This is a genomic window from Pseudomonas quasicaspiana, assembly GCF_021147825.1.
In the GTDB taxonomy this organism is placed as follows: domain Bacteria; phylum Pseudomonadota; class Gammaproteobacteria; order Pseudomonadales; family Pseudomonadaceae; genus Aquipseudomonas; species Aquipseudomonas quasicaspiana.
In genome coordinates this window covers 32,433-51,344 of record NZ_JAGTPI010000021.1, presented here as the reverse complement: position 1 = coordinate 51,344, position 18,912 = coordinate 32,433, and the positions used below count along the sequence as shown (strand labels likewise).

The 18,912-nt window shown below is 56.7% G+C and carries 13 protein-coding genes; 11 read left to right on the top strand and 2 right to left on the bottom strand.

Annotation, left to right across the window (positions count from 1 at the left end; all coding sequences use genetic code 11):
• Window positions 1–12: 12 nt before the first annotated feature.
• The 8 genes from KDX30_RS14490 to KDX30_RS14455 all read left to right on the top strand — a co-directional run bounded on the left by KDX30_RS14490 (window position 13) and on the right by KDX30_RS14455 (window position 10,506).
• Entirely contained in the window at window positions 13–3,351 is a 3,339-nt protein-coding gene (locus KDX30_RS14490; protein ID WP_231676521.1) for an RHS repeat domain-containing protein, read from the top strand.
• The gene (locus KDX30_RS14485) at window positions 3,348–4,562 is read left to right on the top strand and encodes an RHS repeat-associated core domain-containing protein (protein ID WP_231676518.1); all 1,215 of its coding nucleotides are present in this window, start codon (window positions 3,348–3,350) and stop codon (window positions 4,560–4,562) included. The genes KDX30_RS14490 and KDX30_RS14485 overlap by 4 nt, the downstream gene beginning before the upstream one ends.
• A gap of 191 nt (window positions 4,563–4,753) precedes the next feature.
• Window positions 4,754–5,536: a MetQ/NlpA family ABC transporter substrate-binding protein gene (locus KDX30_RS14480; RefSeq protein ID WP_231676515.1), complete on the top strand. Its 783-nt coding sequence runs from the start codon at window positions 4,754–4,756 to the stop codon at window positions 5,534–5,536.
• A gap of 317 nt (window positions 5,537–5,853) precedes the next feature.
• Entirely contained in the window at window positions 5,854–6,750 is an 897-nt protein-coding gene (locus tag KDX30_RS14475) for a TauD/TfdA dioxygenase family protein (protein WP_122705931.1), read from the top strand.
• Between the two features lie 15 nt (window positions 6,751–6,765).
• Window positions 6,766–7,644 (top strand): ABC transporter ATP-binding protein, encoded by an 879-nt coding sequence (locus KDX30_RS14470; RefSeq protein WP_027898470.1) that lies wholly within the window; start codon window positions 6,766–6,768, stop codon window positions 7,642–7,644.
• Window positions 7,645–7,793: 149 nt separating this feature from the next.
• Window positions 7,794–8,660, top strand: coding sequence for an ABC transporter permease (locus KDX30_RS14465; protein ID WP_231676513.1), 867 nt, complete (start codon window positions 7,794–7,796; stop codon window positions 8,658–8,660).
• Window positions 8,661–8,801: 141 nt separating this feature from the next.
• Window positions 8,802–9,809, top strand: a complete 1,008-nt coding sequence (locus KDX30_RS14460) for an ABC transporter substrate-binding protein (RefSeq protein WP_231676498.1) — start codon at window positions 8,802–8,804, stop codon at window positions 9,807–9,809.
• A gap of 484 nt (window positions 9,810–10,293) precedes the next feature.
• Window positions 10,294–10,506: a DUF6124 family protein gene (locus KDX30_RS14455; RefSeq protein WP_095092925.1), complete on the top strand. Its 213-nt coding sequence runs from the start codon at window positions 10,294–10,296 to the stop codon at window positions 10,504–10,506.
• 248 nt (window positions 10,507–10,754) lie between these two features.
• Here KDX30_RS14455 and KDX30_RS14450 read toward each other — a convergent pair whose 3' ends face one another.
• Window positions 10,755–11,927 carry an AAA family ATPase gene (locus KDX30_RS14450; protein ID WP_122397554.1) on the bottom strand — a complete coding sequence of 391 codons (1,173 nt, stop codon included), beginning with the start codon at window positions 11,925–11,927 and terminating at the stop codon, window positions 10,755–10,757.
• A gap of 96 nt (window positions 11,928–12,023) precedes the next feature.
• On the bottom strand, window positions 12,024–13,022 hold the full coding sequence (locus KDX30_RS14445; protein ID WP_122397553.1) for an Abi family protein: 999 nt from the start codon (window positions 13,020–13,022) through the stop codon (window positions 12,024–12,026).
• Between the two features lie 363 nt (window positions 13,023–13,385).
• Here KDX30_RS14445 and KDX30_RS14440 point away from each other — a divergent pair, with 363 nt between their 5' ends.
• The 3 genes from KDX30_RS14440 to KDX30_RS14430 are packed head-to-tail and all read left to right on the top strand — an operon-like array spanning window position 13,386 to window position 18,663.
• Window positions 13,386–14,504, top strand: a complete 1,119-nt coding sequence (locus tag KDX30_RS14440; RefSeq protein ID WP_027899914.1) for an efflux RND transporter periplasmic adaptor subunit — start codon at window positions 13,386–13,388, stop codon at window positions 14,502–14,504.
• Window positions 14,501–15,568 (top strand): efflux RND transporter periplasmic adaptor subunit, encoded by a 1,068-nt coding sequence (locus KDX30_RS14435; protein ID WP_122397552.1) that lies wholly within the window; start codon window positions 14,501–14,503, stop codon window positions 15,566–15,568. The genes KDX30_RS14440 and KDX30_RS14435 overlap by 4 nt, the downstream gene beginning before the upstream one ends.
• The gene (locus KDX30_RS14430; protein WP_231676495.1) at window positions 15,565–18,663 is read left to right on the top strand and encodes an efflux RND transporter permease subunit; all 3,099 of its coding nucleotides are present in this window, start codon (window positions 15,565–15,567) and stop codon (window positions 18,661–18,663) included. Before KDX30_RS14435 ends, KDX30_RS14430 begins: the two co-directional genes overlap by 4 nt.
• Window positions 18,664–18,912: the final 249 nt, after the last annotated feature.

Genomic DNA, 18,912 nt, shown 5'->3' with positions numbered 1-18,912 from the left:
ACAGGATGGTCGATGCCCTTTACCCGATATAGCCGTACCACACGGCAACTGAATGTGTTTAACGGCGCAACCTATCTTGCCAATACAGCACCAGGCCAATTCGTCATCGCTGACAAAAAAGTTCAAGATTTGAAAACCAGTCGTGTCGGTGATGAATTGATTATCGAGCACAAATCAGGCGTCGTAGAGATATTGTCTAACCCGGCGCTTAACTGGGATGAGTGGATTGTTTCTAAACTCTATTCTCCGGAAGGTCGGGTTTTAAATTTCTCATACCGTGTCGTCGGCGGCCGGCGGATGCTGCGTGAGATTCGAGATGAAAGCCAGACGTTATTAACTGTCGATGTGCTTGACGGTTCATCGAGAGTCTCCAGTATCTCCCTATGGCCTGACAGCCCAACGGACAAGTTGGTGTTTACTCTTCAGATTCAGAATAACGAGCTTACCAAAATCACCCTGCCGCTGGAAAATGATAAAGCAGCGTCATGGCGTTTCACTTATCAACCTGTTGGTGGCCTGCGGCTAATCAGCAGGCTCGAGTTGCCCACTGGGGGCGCTGAGCAAATTACTTATAGGGCTATGGAGTTTCGGTTGCCTGCCGGAGCCCCGGTCAGGACTTTACCTGCGGTAGCCTCTCACGTCACTTATCCCCGCTCTAACCAGCCCGTGATAACCAGAAACTATAGTTACTCCAGCCGTAATTATCTGGGTAATGGGTCCAGCGCTCCTTGGCGAAATGACGGCGATAACCTTTATCGGGCGCCGGGTAATTACGAGTACGAGGTTAACGAACACCTGATGTTGGGGGTCGGATCCGCTGCGCGTGTTGTGCGCAGAACCAAGCGTGTCTACAACCGCTTTCATTTGCAGGTTGAGGAGACGGTCAATCAAAACGGCAAAACCGTGCGCACCCTTACCGAATATCACGCAAGGACAGGTGAGAGCTTTGAGAATCAACCCGGAAATTTCCAATTGCCCGCAAAGGTTGAGGTGTCCTGGTTTGATACTGCTAAACCCGATGTCATCCGCAAGGAAACCACGCTGACTGACTACGATGAAATGGGCAACATCCGCAGAAAAGAGTCGCCATCCGGGATTACAGAGGTTTTCAAGTATTACCCTGTAGGGGCATCCGACGGATGCCCGGCAGATACGTTCGCAAGAGAGCGCTGGCTCAAGTCCAAAACCCTGATACCCGCACCTGATTGTGCCCCCGCTCCCACGCTTGTCACGCAATACCGCTACACCGAACTCCCATCAGCCAGCCCCGAGCGGGGAAGCTTTTTGACACTGGAGCAAGAGTCGTTATTCCAGGGCGGTCAAGTAACGCCACTGGTGACCATCGCCCGACACTACGAAGCCGACCCCAAAAGCAAATTCCTGGGTCGCGTCAAGCGCAGGATCGAGACGGTTGAAGGCAGCAGTACGATTACGGAATATCGCTATGAGTTAAAGGGCGGCACTCTGTGTACGCAAACTACCTTGATGGCCAAGGATCGCACTGTCAGTACCCAATCCGTTTGGCAAAACGTTTTGACCGGGGCAGAAGTAAAAGTAGTCGAACAGATGGGCGTTGCCCTGGATACGATCTATGACCGGTTCGGGCGCAAAACCTCTGAAATGCTGGCACCTGAAACCCCCGGCCAGGTTTCCAGAACGCACAGCTACCAGTTGGCAAACACGTTGGCTGACGAGGTATCCACCCTCACCACAGCTCCCAACGGTGCTCAAACGCTGACACGGCTTGACGGGTTGAATCGAAAAATTGCCGTTGAGGTTCAGGACGTCGACGCTGTCGGTCAACCCATGCGTGCCGTTTACAGCGCTAACTACGATGGACTTGGCCAGTTGGCTGAAGAAACCAGCACTGACTGGCTCGACGGCGAAGCTGTTCAATTGAAGACCCGTTACACCTATGACGATTGGGGTAATCGCGTCTCGACCATCGGCCCGGATGGAGTCATCAGTCACGATCGACTCGATCCAGTCACGCTCGTCCAGACTCAGGGTATTGATCAGGCTGGTAAAACGGTCATCACCAAAAACTTGTTTGGTAAAAACGACACGGTCGAACGCTTTGATCGCAAAGGTGTTTCGTGTGGCGCCACAGAGTATCTCTACGATGGCCTCGGGCGATGTGTTCAGCAAATAGATCCTCAAGGACGTACGACCAGGTTTGTGTATGACTTTGCTGATCGCCTGGTTATCACGCAATTGCCCGATGGCACACGGATCAAAAAAGCATTCTTGCGACGTAGTACGGAAGACCTGGCGACCCACATCTGGATCAATGAATATCTGGCAGGCGAGCGCACCTACGACGGCCTGTTGCGAGTGACCAGCATCACGGTCGGTGGACGCACTGAAATCTTCACATACGTGGGTGCTCAGCCAAACCCGGCTACGCATGTCAAAGCCAGCGGTAAAGTCATTTCCTATCAATATGACCCGTCACTGAATAATCAGATGACTGAGCGCAGCGTTGCCGGTGACAGCAATCTCGCCGCCAGCTTCCGCTACGACAATGCTCACGCGAAATTGATTCAGGCCTCCTGCCCGGGTAACGAGCAGCAGCGCATTTACCTGCCGTCCGGCAAGCTGCAAAACGACCAGATAACTGAAGCTCAGGGCACACTGGATGCCACGCATCGCACCTCGCTTAAAGGCTTGCCACTGGAATATGTAGATGCAGCGGGCGTTAAACAGATCACCCACTATGACGCGCTGTGTCGGATTGCCAAGGTCGTGAGGGGGGCTGTCACAGCGGACTACAGCTATGACTCATTCGGGCGTGTCAGCAAAATCGAAACGGTCGACAGCCAAAGTAAACGCACACTTGTCACGCAGCTTGAATACGACGACTTTGGCCGTGAGGTGCGTCGGGTGCTGACGGTTGACTCCAGTCAGCCGGAAGAACTGTCCCAACAATTCGACAATAAAGACAAGCTCGTCAGACGCATCTTGCAGCGCGGAAGCACCGTGCTGCGTGATGAGCAATTTGCCTATGACTCTCGCGGTCGTCTGGAACACTACGAGTGCACCGGCCTGCATTTACCGGTGGATGCGGCGGGTAAAGAGATTCTTGTACAGGACTACCTGTTCGACGAACTGGATAACGTCCGCCAGTTGAAAACCGTGTTCACAGGTGGCGAGAACATCGCTACTTATGAATATGAAAACTTCGACAAAACCCAATTAAGCCGCGTTCGCCATAGCCATCCGGACTATGCCGGGCAACAGGCCAAATTTTCTTACGACCGAGACGGTAACCAGCTCAATGATGAGCGCGGTCGTAGCCTGAGCTATGACGGCCTGGGCCGTCTGGAATCGGTCTCGGAGGCACAAGCATGAATCAGTTGATCAGTTATCGCTACGACGCCCTGGATCGCTTGATTGGCGTAGAGCCAGCGGGCGCTCCCGCCAGTACGCGAGTTTATCGGGATGGCCGCATTGCCACGCAATTGGAGGGCGCAAAGCAGCATAGCCTGATGGAGTCGGGTGGCCATGTTTTGGCGCAGTCGACCCACTCAGGTAGCACGGTAGTCAACAGCCTGCTGGGCTGCGATCAGCAGGGCAGCGTTTTGCAGTCAGTCACGGGCAATCAGATAAAGCGCAGTGTCTACACCCCTTATGGCGGCAGTGCCGTCGAAGGCGGGCTGCAAAGCTTGCTGGGCTTTAACGGTGAGCAACCCGACCCGGTGACCGGTTGCTATTTGCTGGGCAATGGTTATCGGGCTTACAACCCGGTGCTGATGCGGTTTCATAGCCCCGACACGATGAGCCCATTTGATTCAGGGGGCATAAACCCTTATGCCTATTGTGTGGGCGATCCGGTCAACATGACTGACCCCACTGGGCACTTCTCTTTCAAGAGTTTGTTTAAAGCCTTTGTGGGCATCGCGATCTCCGTTGCCGCCATCGCTCTCACTGCCGCGACACTTGGAGCCAGTGCACCGTTGACCGGGCCGGTGATATTCATGGCGACGCTTAGTGTTGCTGCTGACGTTATCCAGATTACTGGCGAGCTGGTGTCTCTGGCTGCATCTGATTCCAAAGCTGGAGATATTTTAGGTTATGTGGGACTTGGCTTGGGGCTGGCAGGCCTTTCAGGTTCTTCAGTGGCGAGTTTTGCGGCCAGACGAGGTAGCCAAACTGCGGCGCGTTTTGTCAGTAAAGGAGCCGGTGCCGCTGCAACTGCGCGTCAAGGAGCGATTAGAGTGAATAACGCGAAGGCGATCCAAGGCTTTGGCGGCGCTGCACGACTGGGTAAAGGTGCAAGGAATACTGTAGCGCTCCAGAACCGTTTTCAGATGGCCACGAAGTTGTCCGGGTATCTGAACATCGCGGATTACTCATTTGAAGCTATCGACTTCATCGATGATCTGGCCGGCGGTAATAACGACCCCGCTGGCGCAGGTGATCCCCAGCGTTCCACCACCCTTGACTCATTCTTGCGCGGCGATCCGGAGCAAAGCGCTTCAGGGCTAGGGCAAACCAATATCAAACCAGGCGACTTCCTGACTGCTGATCAGGATCGGATGCAGGCGCTACGAGAGTTTTGATTTGTGCTCGACGGCTGGAGCGCTCCAGTCGGATAGCTACAAAAGGCATAACTACTTGATAAAAAAGTATTGTATTGGAATAAAAAATATCGGTAATGTCCGCTCCACGCCCCCGACCGCGCCAGCAGTCGGGGGCAACTCATTGAAGAGCTGTCGTACAGACCGACCTCGATTTTCTCTAAGGACATTGCATGAAAAAGACATTGCTGTTGACCGCTCTGGCGGCCGTATTTTCGGTAAGCGTGGCTCAAGCAGCCGAGAAACTGGTGGTCGGTGCTACGCCGGTTCCTCACGCGGAAATTCTCGAACTGATCAAGCCTGACCTCGCTAAAGAAGGCGTGGATCTGGAAATCAAAGTGTTCACCGACTACGTGCAGCCAAACGTACAACTCAATGAAAAGCGTCTGGACGCCAACTACTTCCAGACCAAGCCTTACCTCGATGGCTTCAACAAAGGCAAAGGCGCAACGCTGGTGACCGGTGTTGGCGTACACGTTGAACCGTTCGGTGGCTACTCCAACAAGTACAAGAACATCGCTGACCTGCCAGAAGGCGCAACCGTCGCCATCCCTAACGAAGGCAGCAACGCCGGTCGTGCCCTGCTGCTGTTGCAGAAAAATGGCCTGATCACACTGAAAAACCCGACCGACGCACTGGCGACTCCGAAAGACATCGCCACCAACCCGAAGAAGCTCAAGTTCCGCGAGCTGGAATCGGCCGTACTGCCACGCGCACTGGGCCAGGTTGATCTGGCGCTGATCAACACCAACTACGCGCTGGAAGCGAAGCTGAACCCGAAAAAAGACGCGTTGATCATCGAAGGCGCTGATTCGCCTTACGTGAACTTCCTGGTGACCCGTTCCGATAACGCTCACACCGACGCTATCGAGAAACTGTCCAAGGCCCTGACCAGCCAGAAAGTAAAAGACTTCATCAACAAGAAGTACGAAGGCGCGGTACTGCCAGCGTTCTGATTGCCAAGCTGAACACGAAATACCCAACGCCGACGCTGGCAACAGCGTCGGCGTTTTTGTGCGTGGGTTATCGCGCCGGGCACAAATCCCTGTGGGAGCGAGGCTTGCCCGCGATAAAGGCACCGCAGATATCAGGTCTACCGCGTTCAGCCTTATCGCGGGCAAGCCTCGCTTCCACAGGGATTGGCGCCAAACCCTGCGTCTCAAATACCCCTAGCTCAATCCGGACTATCCATATGCAATAACGATATTTAAATTTCGATTCTTATACCTATAAAGTCGTGGCTCATTACCACCAGTCTTCTGGAGTCCGAGCCATGTCGTCAGCGTCTCTCGCGTCATCACCCGTTCAAGCTGCATCTCAACAGTTTGAAGTGCGTCCGTTCGCCGCTAACGTGGGCGCAGAGATCCTCGGGCTCGACCTGTCCCGACCGCTGAATGACGCCGACTTCGCTCGCGTACATCGCGCGCATCTGGATTACCACGTCGTGGTGTTCCGCGATCAGCAGATCACCCCGCAACAGCAGATCGACTTCAGCCGCCGTTTTGGCGTGTTGCAGATCCACGTGCTCAAACAGTTCCTGCTCGCCAACCACCCGGAAATCCTCATCGTTTCCAACATTGTGGAAAACGGTCAGCCGCTGGGCCTGGGCGACGCGGGCAAGTATTGGCACTCCGATCTTTCCTACAAGGAGCTGCCAAGCCTCGGCTCGATGCTCTACGCGCAAGAACTGCCAAGCGAAGGTGGCGACACCTTGTTCGCCAACATGCACCTGGCCTGGGACACCTTGCCTGAGCATTTGCGCAAAGCTGTTGAAGGCCGCTCTGCCGTGCACAGCTACACCTCGCGCTACCGCGACGGGCACAACGCTCAAAACTGGCGGCCAACCCTGACTCCCGAGCAACTGGCGCAAGTCGTTGTGGTCAGCCATCCGATCGTGCGCACACACCCTGAAAACGGTCGCAAAGCATTGTTTGTCAGCGAAGGCTTCACCACGCATATCGTCGGTCTGCCGGAAGACGAGAGTCAGCAGATTCTCAACGAACTGTACGCGCACAGCGTTCGGCCAGAAGGGGTTTATCGCCACAAGTGGGCACCCAACGACATGGTCTTCTGGGACAACCGCTCGCTGATCCACCTGGCGGGCGGCACGCCTGACCATCTGCGTCGCCGCCTGCATCGCACGACCATCCAGGGCGATGCGCCGTTCTAATACCGGGAGCTTTTAATGACTGTTCTGCAAAGCCACACGGCTAGCGCAAATTCGCTTGCGCAACAGGTCGATCAGCCCGCTGCTGAAGCCCTGCTGCAAGTCCAGAATGTAAGCCTCGAATACCGCACGCCCGAGCGTGTGGTGCGGGCGACTCATCAAGTCAGCTTTGAAGTGGATCCGGCGGATCGCTTCGTATTGCTCGGCCCTTCGGGATGCGGCAAATCAACCTTGCTCAAGGCTGTGGCCGGTTTCATCAAACCCAGCGAAGGGCAGATTCGTCTGGCGGGTACTGAAGTGCATGAGCCGGGCCCGGACCGGATCGTGGTGTTCCAGGAGTTCGACCAACTGCCGCCCTGGAAAACCGTCATCGAAAACGTGATTTTCCCGCTGCTGGCCTCTCGCACGTTGAAGCGCAAGGAAGCACTGGAGCGCGCGCATTACTACCTGGCGAAAGTCGGTTTGAGCGCGTTCGCAGATGCTTATCCGCACACCTTGTCGGGTGGCATGAAAGCCCGTGTGGCGATTGCCCGCGCCTTGGCGATGCAACCGAAAATCCTGCTCATGGATGAGCCGTTCGCTGCTCTTGACGCTTTGACCCGTCGCAAGATGCAGGAAGAGCTGCTGGAGCTGTGGGAAGAAGTGCGCTTCACCCTGCTGTTCGTCACGCACTCCATTGAAGAAGCACTGGTTGTGGGCAACCGCATCCTTTTGCTGTCGCCGCATCCGGGCCGCGTTCGCGCTGAAATCAACAGCCATCAATACGACCTGAAAAGCCTCGGCGGCGTTGGTTTCCAGCACACCGCCCAGCGTATTCACCGGCTGCTCTTCGATGAAGGCGAAGAGCAGGCGGTCGACCGCGAGCTGAATTTCCAGGACATCCGGATCGCTTATTAACTTCTGCTTGCTGGCGCTGTTCCCTGTGGGAGCCGGGCTTGCCCGCGATAAGGCTGGATGCGGTTTATTTTAGATCGCGTGGACCTTATCGCGGGCAAGCCCAGCTCCCACAGGAGAACAGGGCCAGCAGATACCAAGAGAACACACCCATGAGCCTGTCCCCCCCAATCCGTGAAGAATACGAAGTCACGCTGGAGCCTTTCACACAGGAAGACCTGGCCCGTGACATCCCGTTGGTGCAACGCATCTGGCAAGTGAGCTGGGTGCGTAAAACTGTGATCCTGATCGTGCTGGCCATCCTTTGGGAAGTCGCCGCGCGGATTCAGAACAACGACCTGTTGCTGCCCAGCTTCCTGCAGACCGCTGCTGCTTTTTACGAAGGAATTCTGTCTGGCGAACTGATCAGCAAGGTCTGGATTTCCCTGACCGTGCTCATTCAGGGCTACCTGATTGGTATCGTCCTGGCCTTCGCCCTGACCACGCTGGCGGTATCGACGCAGTTGGGTCGGGACCTGCTCGGCACGTTGACCGCCATGTTCAACCCATTGCCTGCCATTGCGCTGCTGCCACTGGCACTGCTTTGGTTTGGGCTGGGGCAGAACAGCCTGATTTTCGTACTGGTGCACTCGGTGCTGTGGGCGCTGGCGCTCAATACTTATGCGGGCTTCTTGGGTGTCTCGGAAACCCAGCGCATGGCCGGTCGCAACTATGGCCTCAAGGGCTTGCGCTTTGTCTGGCACATCCTGATTCCTGCGGCACTGCCGTCAATTCTGGCAGGCCTGAAAATCGGCTGGGCGTTCGCCTGGCGGACCCTGATCGCGGCCGAACTGGTCTTCGGCGCATCGTCCGGCAAAGGCGGCCTGGGCTGGTACATCTTCCAGAACCGCAACGAGCTGTACACCGACAAAGTTTTTGCTGGCCTGGCTGCCGTCATCCTGATCGGCCTGCTGGTGGAAAACCTGCTGTTCGCCAACGTCGAGCGCCTGACCGTCAAGCGCTGGGGTATGCAGCGATAGATGAGTTGGAACATTGCTTCTGTGGGAGCTGGGCTTGCCCGCGATAAGGTCCACGCGATCTAAATTGAACCGCGTCCAGCCTTATCGCGAGCAAGCTCTGCTCCCACTGATATCAACAACATTTTTGATGTGGGGTTTCAAATGGTAATTCCTTTCAAGCGCTCAGCCATCATCGCGCTCGCCGCAACCATCGGCCTGCTCAGCGGCGGCGCACAGGCCGAAGGCAAGATCAGCATCGCTCAGCAATTCGGGATCGGTTACCTGATTCTGGACGTGGTCCGTGATCAAAAACTGATCGAAAAGCACGGTAAAGAGCAGGGCATCGACATCAAGGTCGACTGGAACAGCATTTCCGGCGCGACCGCCATGAACGAAGCGTTGCTGGCTGGCGCGCTGGACGTGGTGTCCGCAGGCGTACCGCCGATGCTGACCATCTGGGACCGCACCAAGGGCAAACAGAACGTCAAAGCCATCGCGTCGCTGGGCTCAATGCCCAATTACCTGCTGACCAACAACCCGAACGTGAAAACCCTCAAGGACTTCACCGACAAAGACCGCATCGCCGTGCCAGCCGCAGGCGTGGGTTTCCAGTCGCGCACCTTGCAGATCGAAACTGCCAAAGAGTTCGGTAACGAGAACTTCAAGAAATTCGACAACATCTCGGTAAGCCTGCCGCACCCGGACGCGACCTCTGCGTTGATCTCGGGCGGCTCCGAAATCAACTCGCACTTCTCCAGCCCGCCGTTCCAGTATCAGGCGCTGGAAAACAAGAACGTGCATAAAGTGCTGAGTTCGTACGACGTGCTGGGCGGTCAGGCAACGTTCAACGTGCTGTACACCACCGAGAAATTCCACGACGAAAACCCGAAAACCTACAAAGCGTTCTACGACGCACTGGCTGAAGCCGAGAAAATCATCAAGGCCGACAAGCCTGCTGCTGCCCAGACCTACATCCGCGTAGAGCAATCCAAGCTGGCACTGCCATTTGTAGAGAAGATTGTTTCCGATCCGGAAATCGACTTCACCATCACTCCGCAGCGCACCTTTATTTATGCTGAAAAACTGCAAGAGCTGGGCGTGCTGAAAAACAAGGCGGCGAGCTGGAAGGATTACTTCTTCGAAGAAGCCCATGGTGGTGCGGGTAGCTGATGGAATAGCACATCTACCGGTATGCGCTGATCCTGTGGGAGCTGGGCTTGCCCGCGATAAGAACACCTCGGTTTGCAGATACATCACCGATACCTTATCGCGGGCAAGCCCAGCTCCCACAAGGAAACTCGTTCCGGCTGGACAATTTTGTAACTTCAACTCACGAAAAACCCACCTTTGAAGGCCCTTTCCTGCGGCCGTTTCCCTTTCTTCTGTGCGAACTTTCCTAGAAAATCCTGAGCCCTTGCGCGTGCCAATTTCGGACACTAGGCTGCGTCCGTCACTGACTCATCAGTGATCGGGTTTAGCAGCCTGCTTCGTGAATTGACAGCGCAAGTACCGCGTTATGGCGGCTTTGCGTGGGGCATCTTCGGGTGCGCCGGTCTTGTTGATTCCACCGGTCTGCTAACCCGCGACAAAGCCGCCACCTTCTATTTGTTTAGCAGCGAACATTCGGTGGCTCCTTCAACACAAGGAATCAACGATGAAAAAATTAACACCAGATCCACCGCTGCCAACCCTTGAAGAATCGCTGCTCCATGTCAGCGACCTACTACGCTGCGCAGCCGCCACCGCCTATGAAACCGGCGACACACTCAACGGCCCCAAACGCGACCTGGCCTTCTCGGTCGTGCACCTGATCGCCATGGCCAAAGCCGAACTTGACCGCTCACTGGAACGCGTCGAACCCCGCTGAAGCCCGCATAACAACTCAATCCTGAGGCCGAACGCTATCTCTGTGGGAGCTGGGCTTGCCCGCGATACAGGCACCGCAGTTATCAGGTCAACCGCGTCCAGCCTTATCGCCGCCAAGCCCAGCTCCCACAAGTTCTGCGGATCCCGCGACACGCATGCACTCTGTGACAGTCGAGCTTGCTTGCGATACGAGCGCCACAGAGATCAGTCATGCCTATCTCCCACGTCTAGACCGCAAGCCCCGCTGTCTCAATCCGGCCAATGCCACGCCGGTGCATCCAGCATCCCTTGCCCGACGATCCCGGTTTGCCCCAACACCTTTTCAAGCTCGATCGCATTGCATTCCGGGCTTTGCTCCAGTGCGGCGATCAATCGGCTGGCATGGGATACCACCCAAACCTGACAGTGTTGCGAAGCTTTGATAATCAAACGCGCCAGCGCGGGCAGCAGGTCAGGGTGCAGGCTGGTTTCCGGTTCGTTGAGCACCATCATGGTGGGCGGTCGCGGGGTGAGCAGGGCGGCGATCAGCAGCAGGTAGCGCAGCGTGCCGTCGGACAATTCTGATGCCGACAACGGGCGCAACAAACCTTCCTGATAAAACTCCACCGCGAACAGCCCGCCGCGCACGACATTGATTTTCAGGCTGGCACCGGGGAAGGCATCACTGATGGCGGCATGAAGCGCCTCGGGCTCGCCGATTTCCAGAATGGTTTGCAGTGCTGCGGCCAGATCCCGGCCATCGTGATGCAGCACTGGCGTGCGCGTACCTAAATGCGCGCGGCGTGCCGGGGCTTCTGAGTCGGTGCGAAAGTGATCATAAAAGCGCCAGCCACGGATACTTTCCCGTAGGTGCAACACTTCGGGTGACGACCGCAGGCTGCCAATCTGATCGAACAGGCTGTCAAAGGTCGGCGTATGTTGCGCCAGAACGTCCCAGTTTCGACCGTCACGTGCTCGAATCATCGGGCCTGCACGGTCCACCAGCAGGCTTGCCGGCCGATAGACGTCCCCGGCCCAGATGCATTCGCGCTTTATCTCTGGATCAAGGGCAAACGCCGAGGGATTCAGACGTGGAGGGGGTTCAGGCAGCCCTAGCGAAATCGCATAACTGAAATCCTCTGCGGCAAAACCCAGGCGCAGTCGAGTGACCTTTTCCTTTGGCCCGCCTTGCACGTCTACCTCGCCATTGAGCATGCGCCTCGAGATTTTCTCGGGCCCGGCCCAAAACGTGGAGTCCAGGCCGCCCTCACGGGCCAGGGCATTGGTTACAGCGCCTTGCGCAGTTTCAGCCAACAACCGAAGGGCCCGGTAAAGATTGGACTTACCGCTGCCATTGGGGCCGGTAATGACATTAAGACGCTCAAGCGGCACGATCAGGTTGTTGATCGACCGGTAATTAGCGACCGCGAGAGTTTTAAGCATGGCTGCTTCCTTGCCGGTGAGAAGAAGGGAGTTTAACCAGATCGCTTGGCGAATGATGAGCCAAGCGGCATGCACGGATACCTGAATCCAGCGCAGTCATTGTCTCCCTCCCCAAAACGGATCCTGAAACCAGTCAATCGGGAAACCCATTGCATAGAGATCAATTTCAGGGTGCGCATCCATTAGCTCGTGCAACCGTCTGTCCCAGTTCGTATGAGGACTAACTTGAAACATCAAAATATTAATGATGCACAGGATCATAAACACTCGGGCATGTGACCCCGTTTGCTGCAGGTGCTGGGGCCATAAAAACATGGCCGTTTTGGGGAGCTCGGGCCGGATACCAAGTTCACGATTCCAAAGTCTTGCATGGTGAGCGCAGACGTTGCGGATAGCGGTCAAACTGTGCAGCCAGGACTGCAGCAACGGGCTTGGTAGCGCCAGATTTCGGGCGATGGCTTTCTTGTCCGAGTCACGAGCCAAGCCTTTAAAAAGGTGCGACAGATCGCCAAAGGTTATTTCTTCCATGGCCGCCCATGCAGGCATCAGGTCTGGCTCACAGTAAGTAAGGGCGTAGTGACGCGGGTAGCTTTCTTTGCTGCGCAATTTCTTTAAGTGGCTCTTACGCGACTTGGATGCGTTGGACCGATCAATGCGCTGGCATTCACGCTCGTAGTCACGTCTAGCTTCGGTCTGTTTGCGTCTGATGTTGTCGAGTAGGGCGCTGTGACGATATCCACGCTGGAAAAAAAGCGGGTTCAGATACCAATGGGACCCGTAGCGTGGCCCCATGTGGTTACTGATGACTGAGCGGATAGCGACTTCGATCCGCTCGATGGCATCAATTACCAATAGGCGTAGCCTGCGATCAAATTCATACAGACGAGTGAGATCCCGCAAGCTGGCGCCGGGCCGAAAGCCGTGTTCCACGTCATCAGTGACCTGGAAGGGACGCATATAAGGGGAAAAGCGGAAAAAGCTCACAGACGCCAGAAAGCAGCGTGCCTCGCTTTCGTCCTGAATCAGTAATCCGCGCATTTTCAGCAGGGACAATTGCTCGTCCACAGTGATGGCGGCCTTGCTAAAGAGCCTCACGGTGAGAAACTGGCGGGCATAAAAAACCCGCTCGATTTGTGCTTGGCTGCAGAGGCAGCCATAGGCATGGCGGGTGTGTTACTGGAAAGGTTATGGAGCATCGACCAGTTTTGCAAGGCTTTGATGAAATCGTTGCGGGCAGGAACGACATGCTACGGATATACCCGTGAAAACAGCGGTACATATGTCTATTTGAATTCGGCAAACGCTATTTCATCTTTTGCATGCCCCGCTGAATGCCCACTCACCTGCAACCAATCACGCACCTCAAGGAACCCTGATCTACGCTTAGAGTCGCATAGTCACGGCGCCACCCACTGTTTACAGCGAGGCACGCGCACGGCATCCGCATAAGGAGTCTGCATGCCCGCTTTCCCCCCAAGATTGGCGTTGTTTGGCCTGACATTGTCGCTGGCGATTCTGACCGGCTGCGGCGAGGAAAAACCTGCTGACGCCAACCTGCCACGTGTCTATGTACAAGAAGTCGCAAGCATCGATTACGCCGCTCAGGTTGCATTGACCGGTGACGTTCAGGCCCGGGTGCAGACTCAGCTTTCATTCCGCGTGGGCGGCAAGATCATTCAGCGAATGGTGGATGTGGGTGATCGGGTCACGGCCAGGCAAGTGCTGGCGCGACTTGATCCCAAAGACTTGCAGACCAACGTCGATTCCGCCGTGGCGGCTGTCGCCGCCGAGCAAGCGCGGGTGACGCAGACCCGTGCTGCGTTCGTGCGACAGGAAAAACTGCTGCCCAAGGGCTATACCAGCCGCAGCGAATACGATTCCGCACAGGCCGCATTGCGCAGCAGCCAGAGCGCGCTCAATGCTGCGCAAGCTCAGCTGGCCAGTGCCCGTGAGCAATTGAGTTACACCGCCTTGGTCGCCGACGCGCCTGGGGTGATTACTGAGCGTCAGGCGGAAGTCGGGCAAGTGGTACAGGCCACCGTGCCGATTTTCAGCCTGGCCCGGGATGGGGAGCGTGACGCGGTATTCAACGTCTATGAGTCACTGTTCGCCCAGGCATCCGGTGATGAACCGGTGGTGGTGACGCTGCTCGATAACCCGCAAATCAAAACGGTCGGCAAAGTCCGTGAAGTGACCCCCGCCGTGTCAGCCGAAACCGGCACCGTACAAGTAAAAATCGGCCTCCAGAAATTACCCGCTGGCATGGACCTCGGCTCGGTGGTCAGCGGGGCGTTGACCACGCCGGGCAAGGCCAGCGTCGAACTGCCATGGGCTGCGCTGACCAAGGGGTTGGGCGATCAACTGGGCAAGCCAGCAGTGTGGGTAGTGGACGATCAAGGCAAAGCCAATTTGCGCGCTGTCACGGTAGGCCGTTACCTGACCGCCAAAGTCATCATCACCGATGGCTTGAAGTCTGGTGAGAAAGTGGTGGTCGCCGGGGGGCAGTTGTTGCACCCCGACATGCACGTGGAAATCGCCGCCAGTGAACAGCAGAAACCCGCGAAGGTGCAGCCATGAAGCGTTTGTCGTGGTTGTTATTGCTGCCGCTGTTGAGCGCGTGCAGTCAGGAAGAGCCCGCGCCGGAGCCAGTGCGCCCCGTGCTGCATGTCGAAGCGAAGGCGATTTCTGAGGAAAGCCTCGGCCGGTTTGCTGGCAACATTGAAGCGCGTTATGAAAGCACCCTCGGTTTCCGGGTCGCTGGGCGAATCGCTCAACGCAGTGTCGACGTCGGCAGTGAAGTCGCCCAAGGCGCATTGCTTGCCACGCTGGACCCTACCGACCAGCAGAATAATGTGCGAGCTCGCCAAGGTGATCTGGCGCGCATTCAAGCGCAGTGGATCAACGCCCAAGCCAATGCCCGTCGCCAACAGGAGTTGTTTGACCGGGGCGTGGGTGCCCAGGCACAACTGGACATCGCTCAGACCGATCTGAAAACCACCAACTCATCACTCGAACAGGCACGCGCGGCACTGAGCCAGGCCCAGGATCAGTTGGGGTACAGCGAGTTGCGCTCCGATCACGCTGCCGTCGTTACCCGCTGGCAGGTTGAAGCCGGTCAGGTTGTCACCGCCGGGCAAGAGGTCGTGACCCTGGCTCGCCCGGACGTCAAAGAAGCGGTAATCGATTTGCCTGGTTCCCTTGCTGACCAGTTGCCCCAAGGTGTCGAGTTCAAGGTCGCCAGCCAGCTTGATCCGCAGATCAATACCACCGCGACGCTGCGCGAGATTGAACCGCAAGCCGAGCGCACCACCCGCACCCGCCGTGCTCGACTGACCCTGAAAGAGACGCCGGAAGCGTTCAGGCTGGGTACCGCTATCAGCGTCAGCCTGAGTTCAGCTATTGCTTCGCGCACTGAGCTACCGATCAATGCGCTGCAGGAAGTGGATGGCAAGGCGCAGGTGTGGATCATCGACAGGCAAAACCAGACGGTTAATCCTCGCGCTGTGAACGTCATCAGCCGTACGGGCGACAGTTTTGTATTGAATAACGGGATCAAACCCGGCGAGTGGGTGGTGAGTGCCGGGGTCAACAGCCTCAAGCCGGGCCAGAAAGTTAAAGTCGATGAGGAAAGCCCGCGATGAAAGGGAGTTTTAACCTGTCCGAATGGGCCATCAAGCATCAGTCTTTTGTCTGGTACCTGATGTTCGTTGCGCTGTTGATGGGCGTCTTTTCCTACATGAATCTTGGCCGTGAGGAGGATCCGTCCTTCACGATCAAAACCATGGTCGTACAAACCCGCTGGCCGGGTGCGACGGTGGATGAAACCCTTGAGCAAGTCACCGACCGCATCGAGAAGAAACTCGAAGAACTGGACTCGCTGGACTACGTGAAAAGCTATACGCGTCCCGGTGAGTCCACGATCATGATTTTCCTGCACGACACCACCTCTGCGAAGGACATTCCGGAGATCTGGTATCAGGTGCGCAAGAAGATCGATGACATCCGCGCGCAATTCCCGCAAGGCACCCAAGGGCCGTTTTACAACGACGAATTCGGTGATGTTTACGGGTCGATTTACGCATTTACGGCGGATGGTTTTTCCATGCGTCAGTTGCGTGATTACGTAGAGCAAGTCCGTACGGAAATCCGCGAAGTGCCTGGGCTGGGCAAGGTCGAAATGATCGGCCAGCAGGACGAAGTGGTGTACCTGAATTTTTCTACCCGCAAGCTCGCGGCACTGGGCCTGGATCAAAGCCAGGTGGTGCAAAGCCTGCAATCGCAAAACGCGGTCACGCCAGCGGGCGTGATCGAAGCCGGGCCGGAGCGGATTTCGGTGCGGACCTCGGGGCAGTTTGCGTCGGAAAAAGATCTGGCTGAGGTCAACCTGCGTCTCAATGATCGCTTCTATCGTTTGAGTGATATCGCCGACATCACGCGCGGCTATGTCGACCCACCGAAACCGATGTTCCGCTTCAACGGCAAGCCCGCCATAGGTCTGGCCATTGCGATGAAGAAGGGCGGCAACATTCAGTCATTCGGCAAGGCGCTGCATGAGCGCATGGACGCGGCGACGGCCAATCTGCCGGTGGGCGTCGGCGTGCACAACGTCTCGGATCAGGCCGAAGTGGTTGAGAAGGCGGTCGGCGGCTTCACGAGCGCGCTGTTCGAGGCGGTGGTGATTGTGTTGATCGTCAGCTTCGTCAGCCTGGGTGTACGTGCTGGATTGGTGGTCGCTTGCTCGATCCCGTTGGTGCTGGCCATGGTCTTTGTGTTCATGGAATACAGCGGCATCACCATGCAGCGGATTTCCCTCGGCGCTTTGATCATCGCCCTCGGCTTGCTGGTGGACGACGCGATGATCACGGTGGAGATGATGGTTACTCGTCTGGAAATGGGCGAAACCAAGGAGCAGGCCGCGACTTACGCTTATACCTCGACGGCCTTCCCGATGCTCACCGGTACGCTGGTGACTGTCGCCGGGTTCGTGCCCATTGGTCTCAATGCCAGCTCGGCGGGGGAATACACCTTCACGCTGTTTGCGGTGATTGCCGTGGCGATGCTGGTGTCTTGGGTGGTGGCGGTGCTGTTTGCGCCGGTGATCGGCGTGCATATCCTGAGCGCCAACATCAAAAAGAAAGACGAAAAAGAGAAGGAAGGGCGCATTGCCCGCGGTTTCAACAACAGCATGTTCTGGGCGATGCGGCATCGCTGGATCACCCTCATTTTCACCATCCTGATGTTTGTGGCGGCGGTGTTCTCCATGCAGTTCGTGCAGAACCAGTTCTTCCCGTCTTCAGACCGGCCGGAGGTTCTCGTCGACCTGAACCTGCCGCAAAACGCTTCGATTAACGAAACCCGCAAGGTGGTGGACCGCTTTGAAGCGACGCTTAAGGACGATCCGGACATTGAGCGCTGGAGCACGTATATCGGTCAGGGTGCTCTGCGCTTCTATCTGCCGCTGGACCAGCAACTGGAAAATCCGTACTACGCGCAGTTGGTGATCGTCAGCAAAAGCCTTGAGCAGCGCGCCGATCTGACCGACCGTCTCAACAAGCGTCTGCGCGAAGAGTTTGTCGGTATTGGCAGCTTTGTTCAGCCGCTGGAAATGGGGCCGCCGGTGGGGCGTCCGCTGCAGTATCGGGTGAGCGGTGAAAACATCGACAAGGTGCGCCAGCACGCCATCGAACTGGCCACACTGTTGGACGCCAATCCACATGTTGGCGAGTTGATTTACGACTGGAACGAGCCGGGCAAGGTCCTGCGCATCGACATCAACCAGGACAAGGCGCGTCAGTTGGGCTTGTCGTCTGAGGACGTGGCCAAGCTGATGAACAGCATCGTCAGCGGCTCGCCGGTGACGCAGGTGCGTGATGACATTTACCTGATTGATGTCGTGGGCCGTGCTGAGGACGCGGAGCGTGGGTCGCCGGAAACCCTGCAGAATCTGCAGATTGTGACGCCGGGCGGCACGTCCATCCCATTGCTGGCGTTTGCGACGGTGCGTTATGAACTGGAGCAGCCGTTGGTATGGCGTCGTGACCGCAAGCCGACTATCACGGTTAAAGCAGCGGTAGCGGATGACATGCAGCCAACGGATCTGGTCAAGCAGCTCAAACCTGAGATCGACAAGTTCGCTGCAGGTTTACCGGCGGGCTACAAGGTTGCTACTGGCGGCACCGTTGAAGAGAGTGGCAAGGCTCAAGGCCCCATTGCCAGTGTCGTGCCGCTGATGATCTTCCTGATGGCGACGTTCCTGATGATTCAACTGCACAGTGTGCAGAAGATGTTCCTGGTCGCCAGCGTTGCACCTTTGGGCTTGATTGGCGTGGTGTTGGCGCTGATCCCGACGGGTACGCCCATGGGCTTTGTGGCGATTCTCGGAATACTGGCGCTGATCGGGATCATCATCCGTAACTCGGTGATTCTGGTGACGCAGATCGACGCGTATGAACGCGACGGCTACCTGCCATGGGATGCCGTAGCCGAAGCCACCCAGCATCGCCGTCGCCCAATCCTGCTGACCGCAGCAGCCGCCAGCCTGGGCATGATCCCCATCGCCCGCGAAGTATTCTGGGGCCCGATGGCCTACGCCATGATCGGCGGCATCATCATCGCGACCTTGCTGACGCTGCTGTTTTTGCCAGCGCTGTATGTGGCGTGGTATCGGATTAAGGAGCCGAGTGATGCGGAGCGGGAGCAGGCTGAGAAGGGTGGTGAACCAGCGCCTTCGAGTTAAATTCTTCGCGGGCAAGCCCAGCTCCTATCAAACAAAATATAACTATCTGATTTGGAATGCTTTTTACTGTAGGAGTGAGCTTGCTCGCGATAGCTCCAGTACAGGCAATATATTCATCGACTGAAAGGCCGAATCGCGAGCAAGCTCACTCCTACAGGGTCCGTGTTTGCTGCGCGACAGCGTGGTGTCAGGGACACCGGGGCGACTCCCACAGGAAGTTGCATTCTCAGGCTGGAAAGCACTGTGAAT

Bases quoted from the DNA above. Each gene is read 5' to 3' on its own strand.
- KDX30_RS14490 (WP_231676521.1), top strand. From the start codon at position 13: ATGCCCTTTACCCGATATAGCCGTACCACACGGCAACTGAATGTGTTT.
- KDX30_RS14485 (WP_231676518.1), top strand. From the start codon at position 3,348: ATGAATCAGTTGATCAGTTATCGCTACGACGCCCTGGATCGCTTGATT.
- KDX30_RS14480 (WP_231676515.1), top strand. From the start codon at position 4,754: ATGAAAAAGACATTGCTGTTGACCGCTCTGGCGGCCGTATTTTCGGTA.
- KDX30_RS14475 (WP_122705931.1), top strand. From the start codon at position 5,854: ATGTCGTCAGCGTCTCTCGCGTCATCACCCGTTCAAGCTGCATCTCAA.
- KDX30_RS14470 (WP_027898470.1), top strand. From the start codon at position 6,766: ATGACTGTTCTGCAAAGCCACACGGCTAGCGCAAATTCGCTTGCGCAA.
- KDX30_RS14465 (WP_231676513.1), top strand. From the start codon at position 7,794: ATGAGCCTGTCCCCCCCAATCCGTGAAGAATACGAAGTCACGCTGGAG.
- KDX30_RS14460 (WP_231676498.1), top strand. From the start codon at position 8,802: ATGGTAATTCCTTTCAAGCGCTCAGCCATCATCGCGCTCGCCGCAACC.
- KDX30_RS14455 (WP_095092925.1), top strand. From the start codon at position 10,294: ATGAAAAAATTAACACCAGATCCACCGCTGCCAACCCTTGAAGAATCG.
- KDX30_RS14450 (WP_122397554.1), bottom strand. From the start codon at position 11,927: ATGCTTAAAACTCTCGCGGTCGCTAATTACCGGTCGATCAACAACCTG.
- KDX30_RS14440 (WP_027899914.1), top strand. From the start codon at position 13,386: ATGCCCGCTTTCCCCCCAAGATTGGCGTTGTTTGGCCTGACATTGTCG.
- KDX30_RS14435 (WP_122397552.1), top strand. From the start codon at position 14,501: ATGAAGCGTTTGTCGTGGTTGTTATTGCTGCCGCTGTTGAGCGCGTGC.
- KDX30_RS14430 (WP_231676495.1), top strand. From the start codon at position 15,565: ATGAAAGGGAGTTTTAACCTGTCCGAATGGGCCATCAAGCATCAGTCT.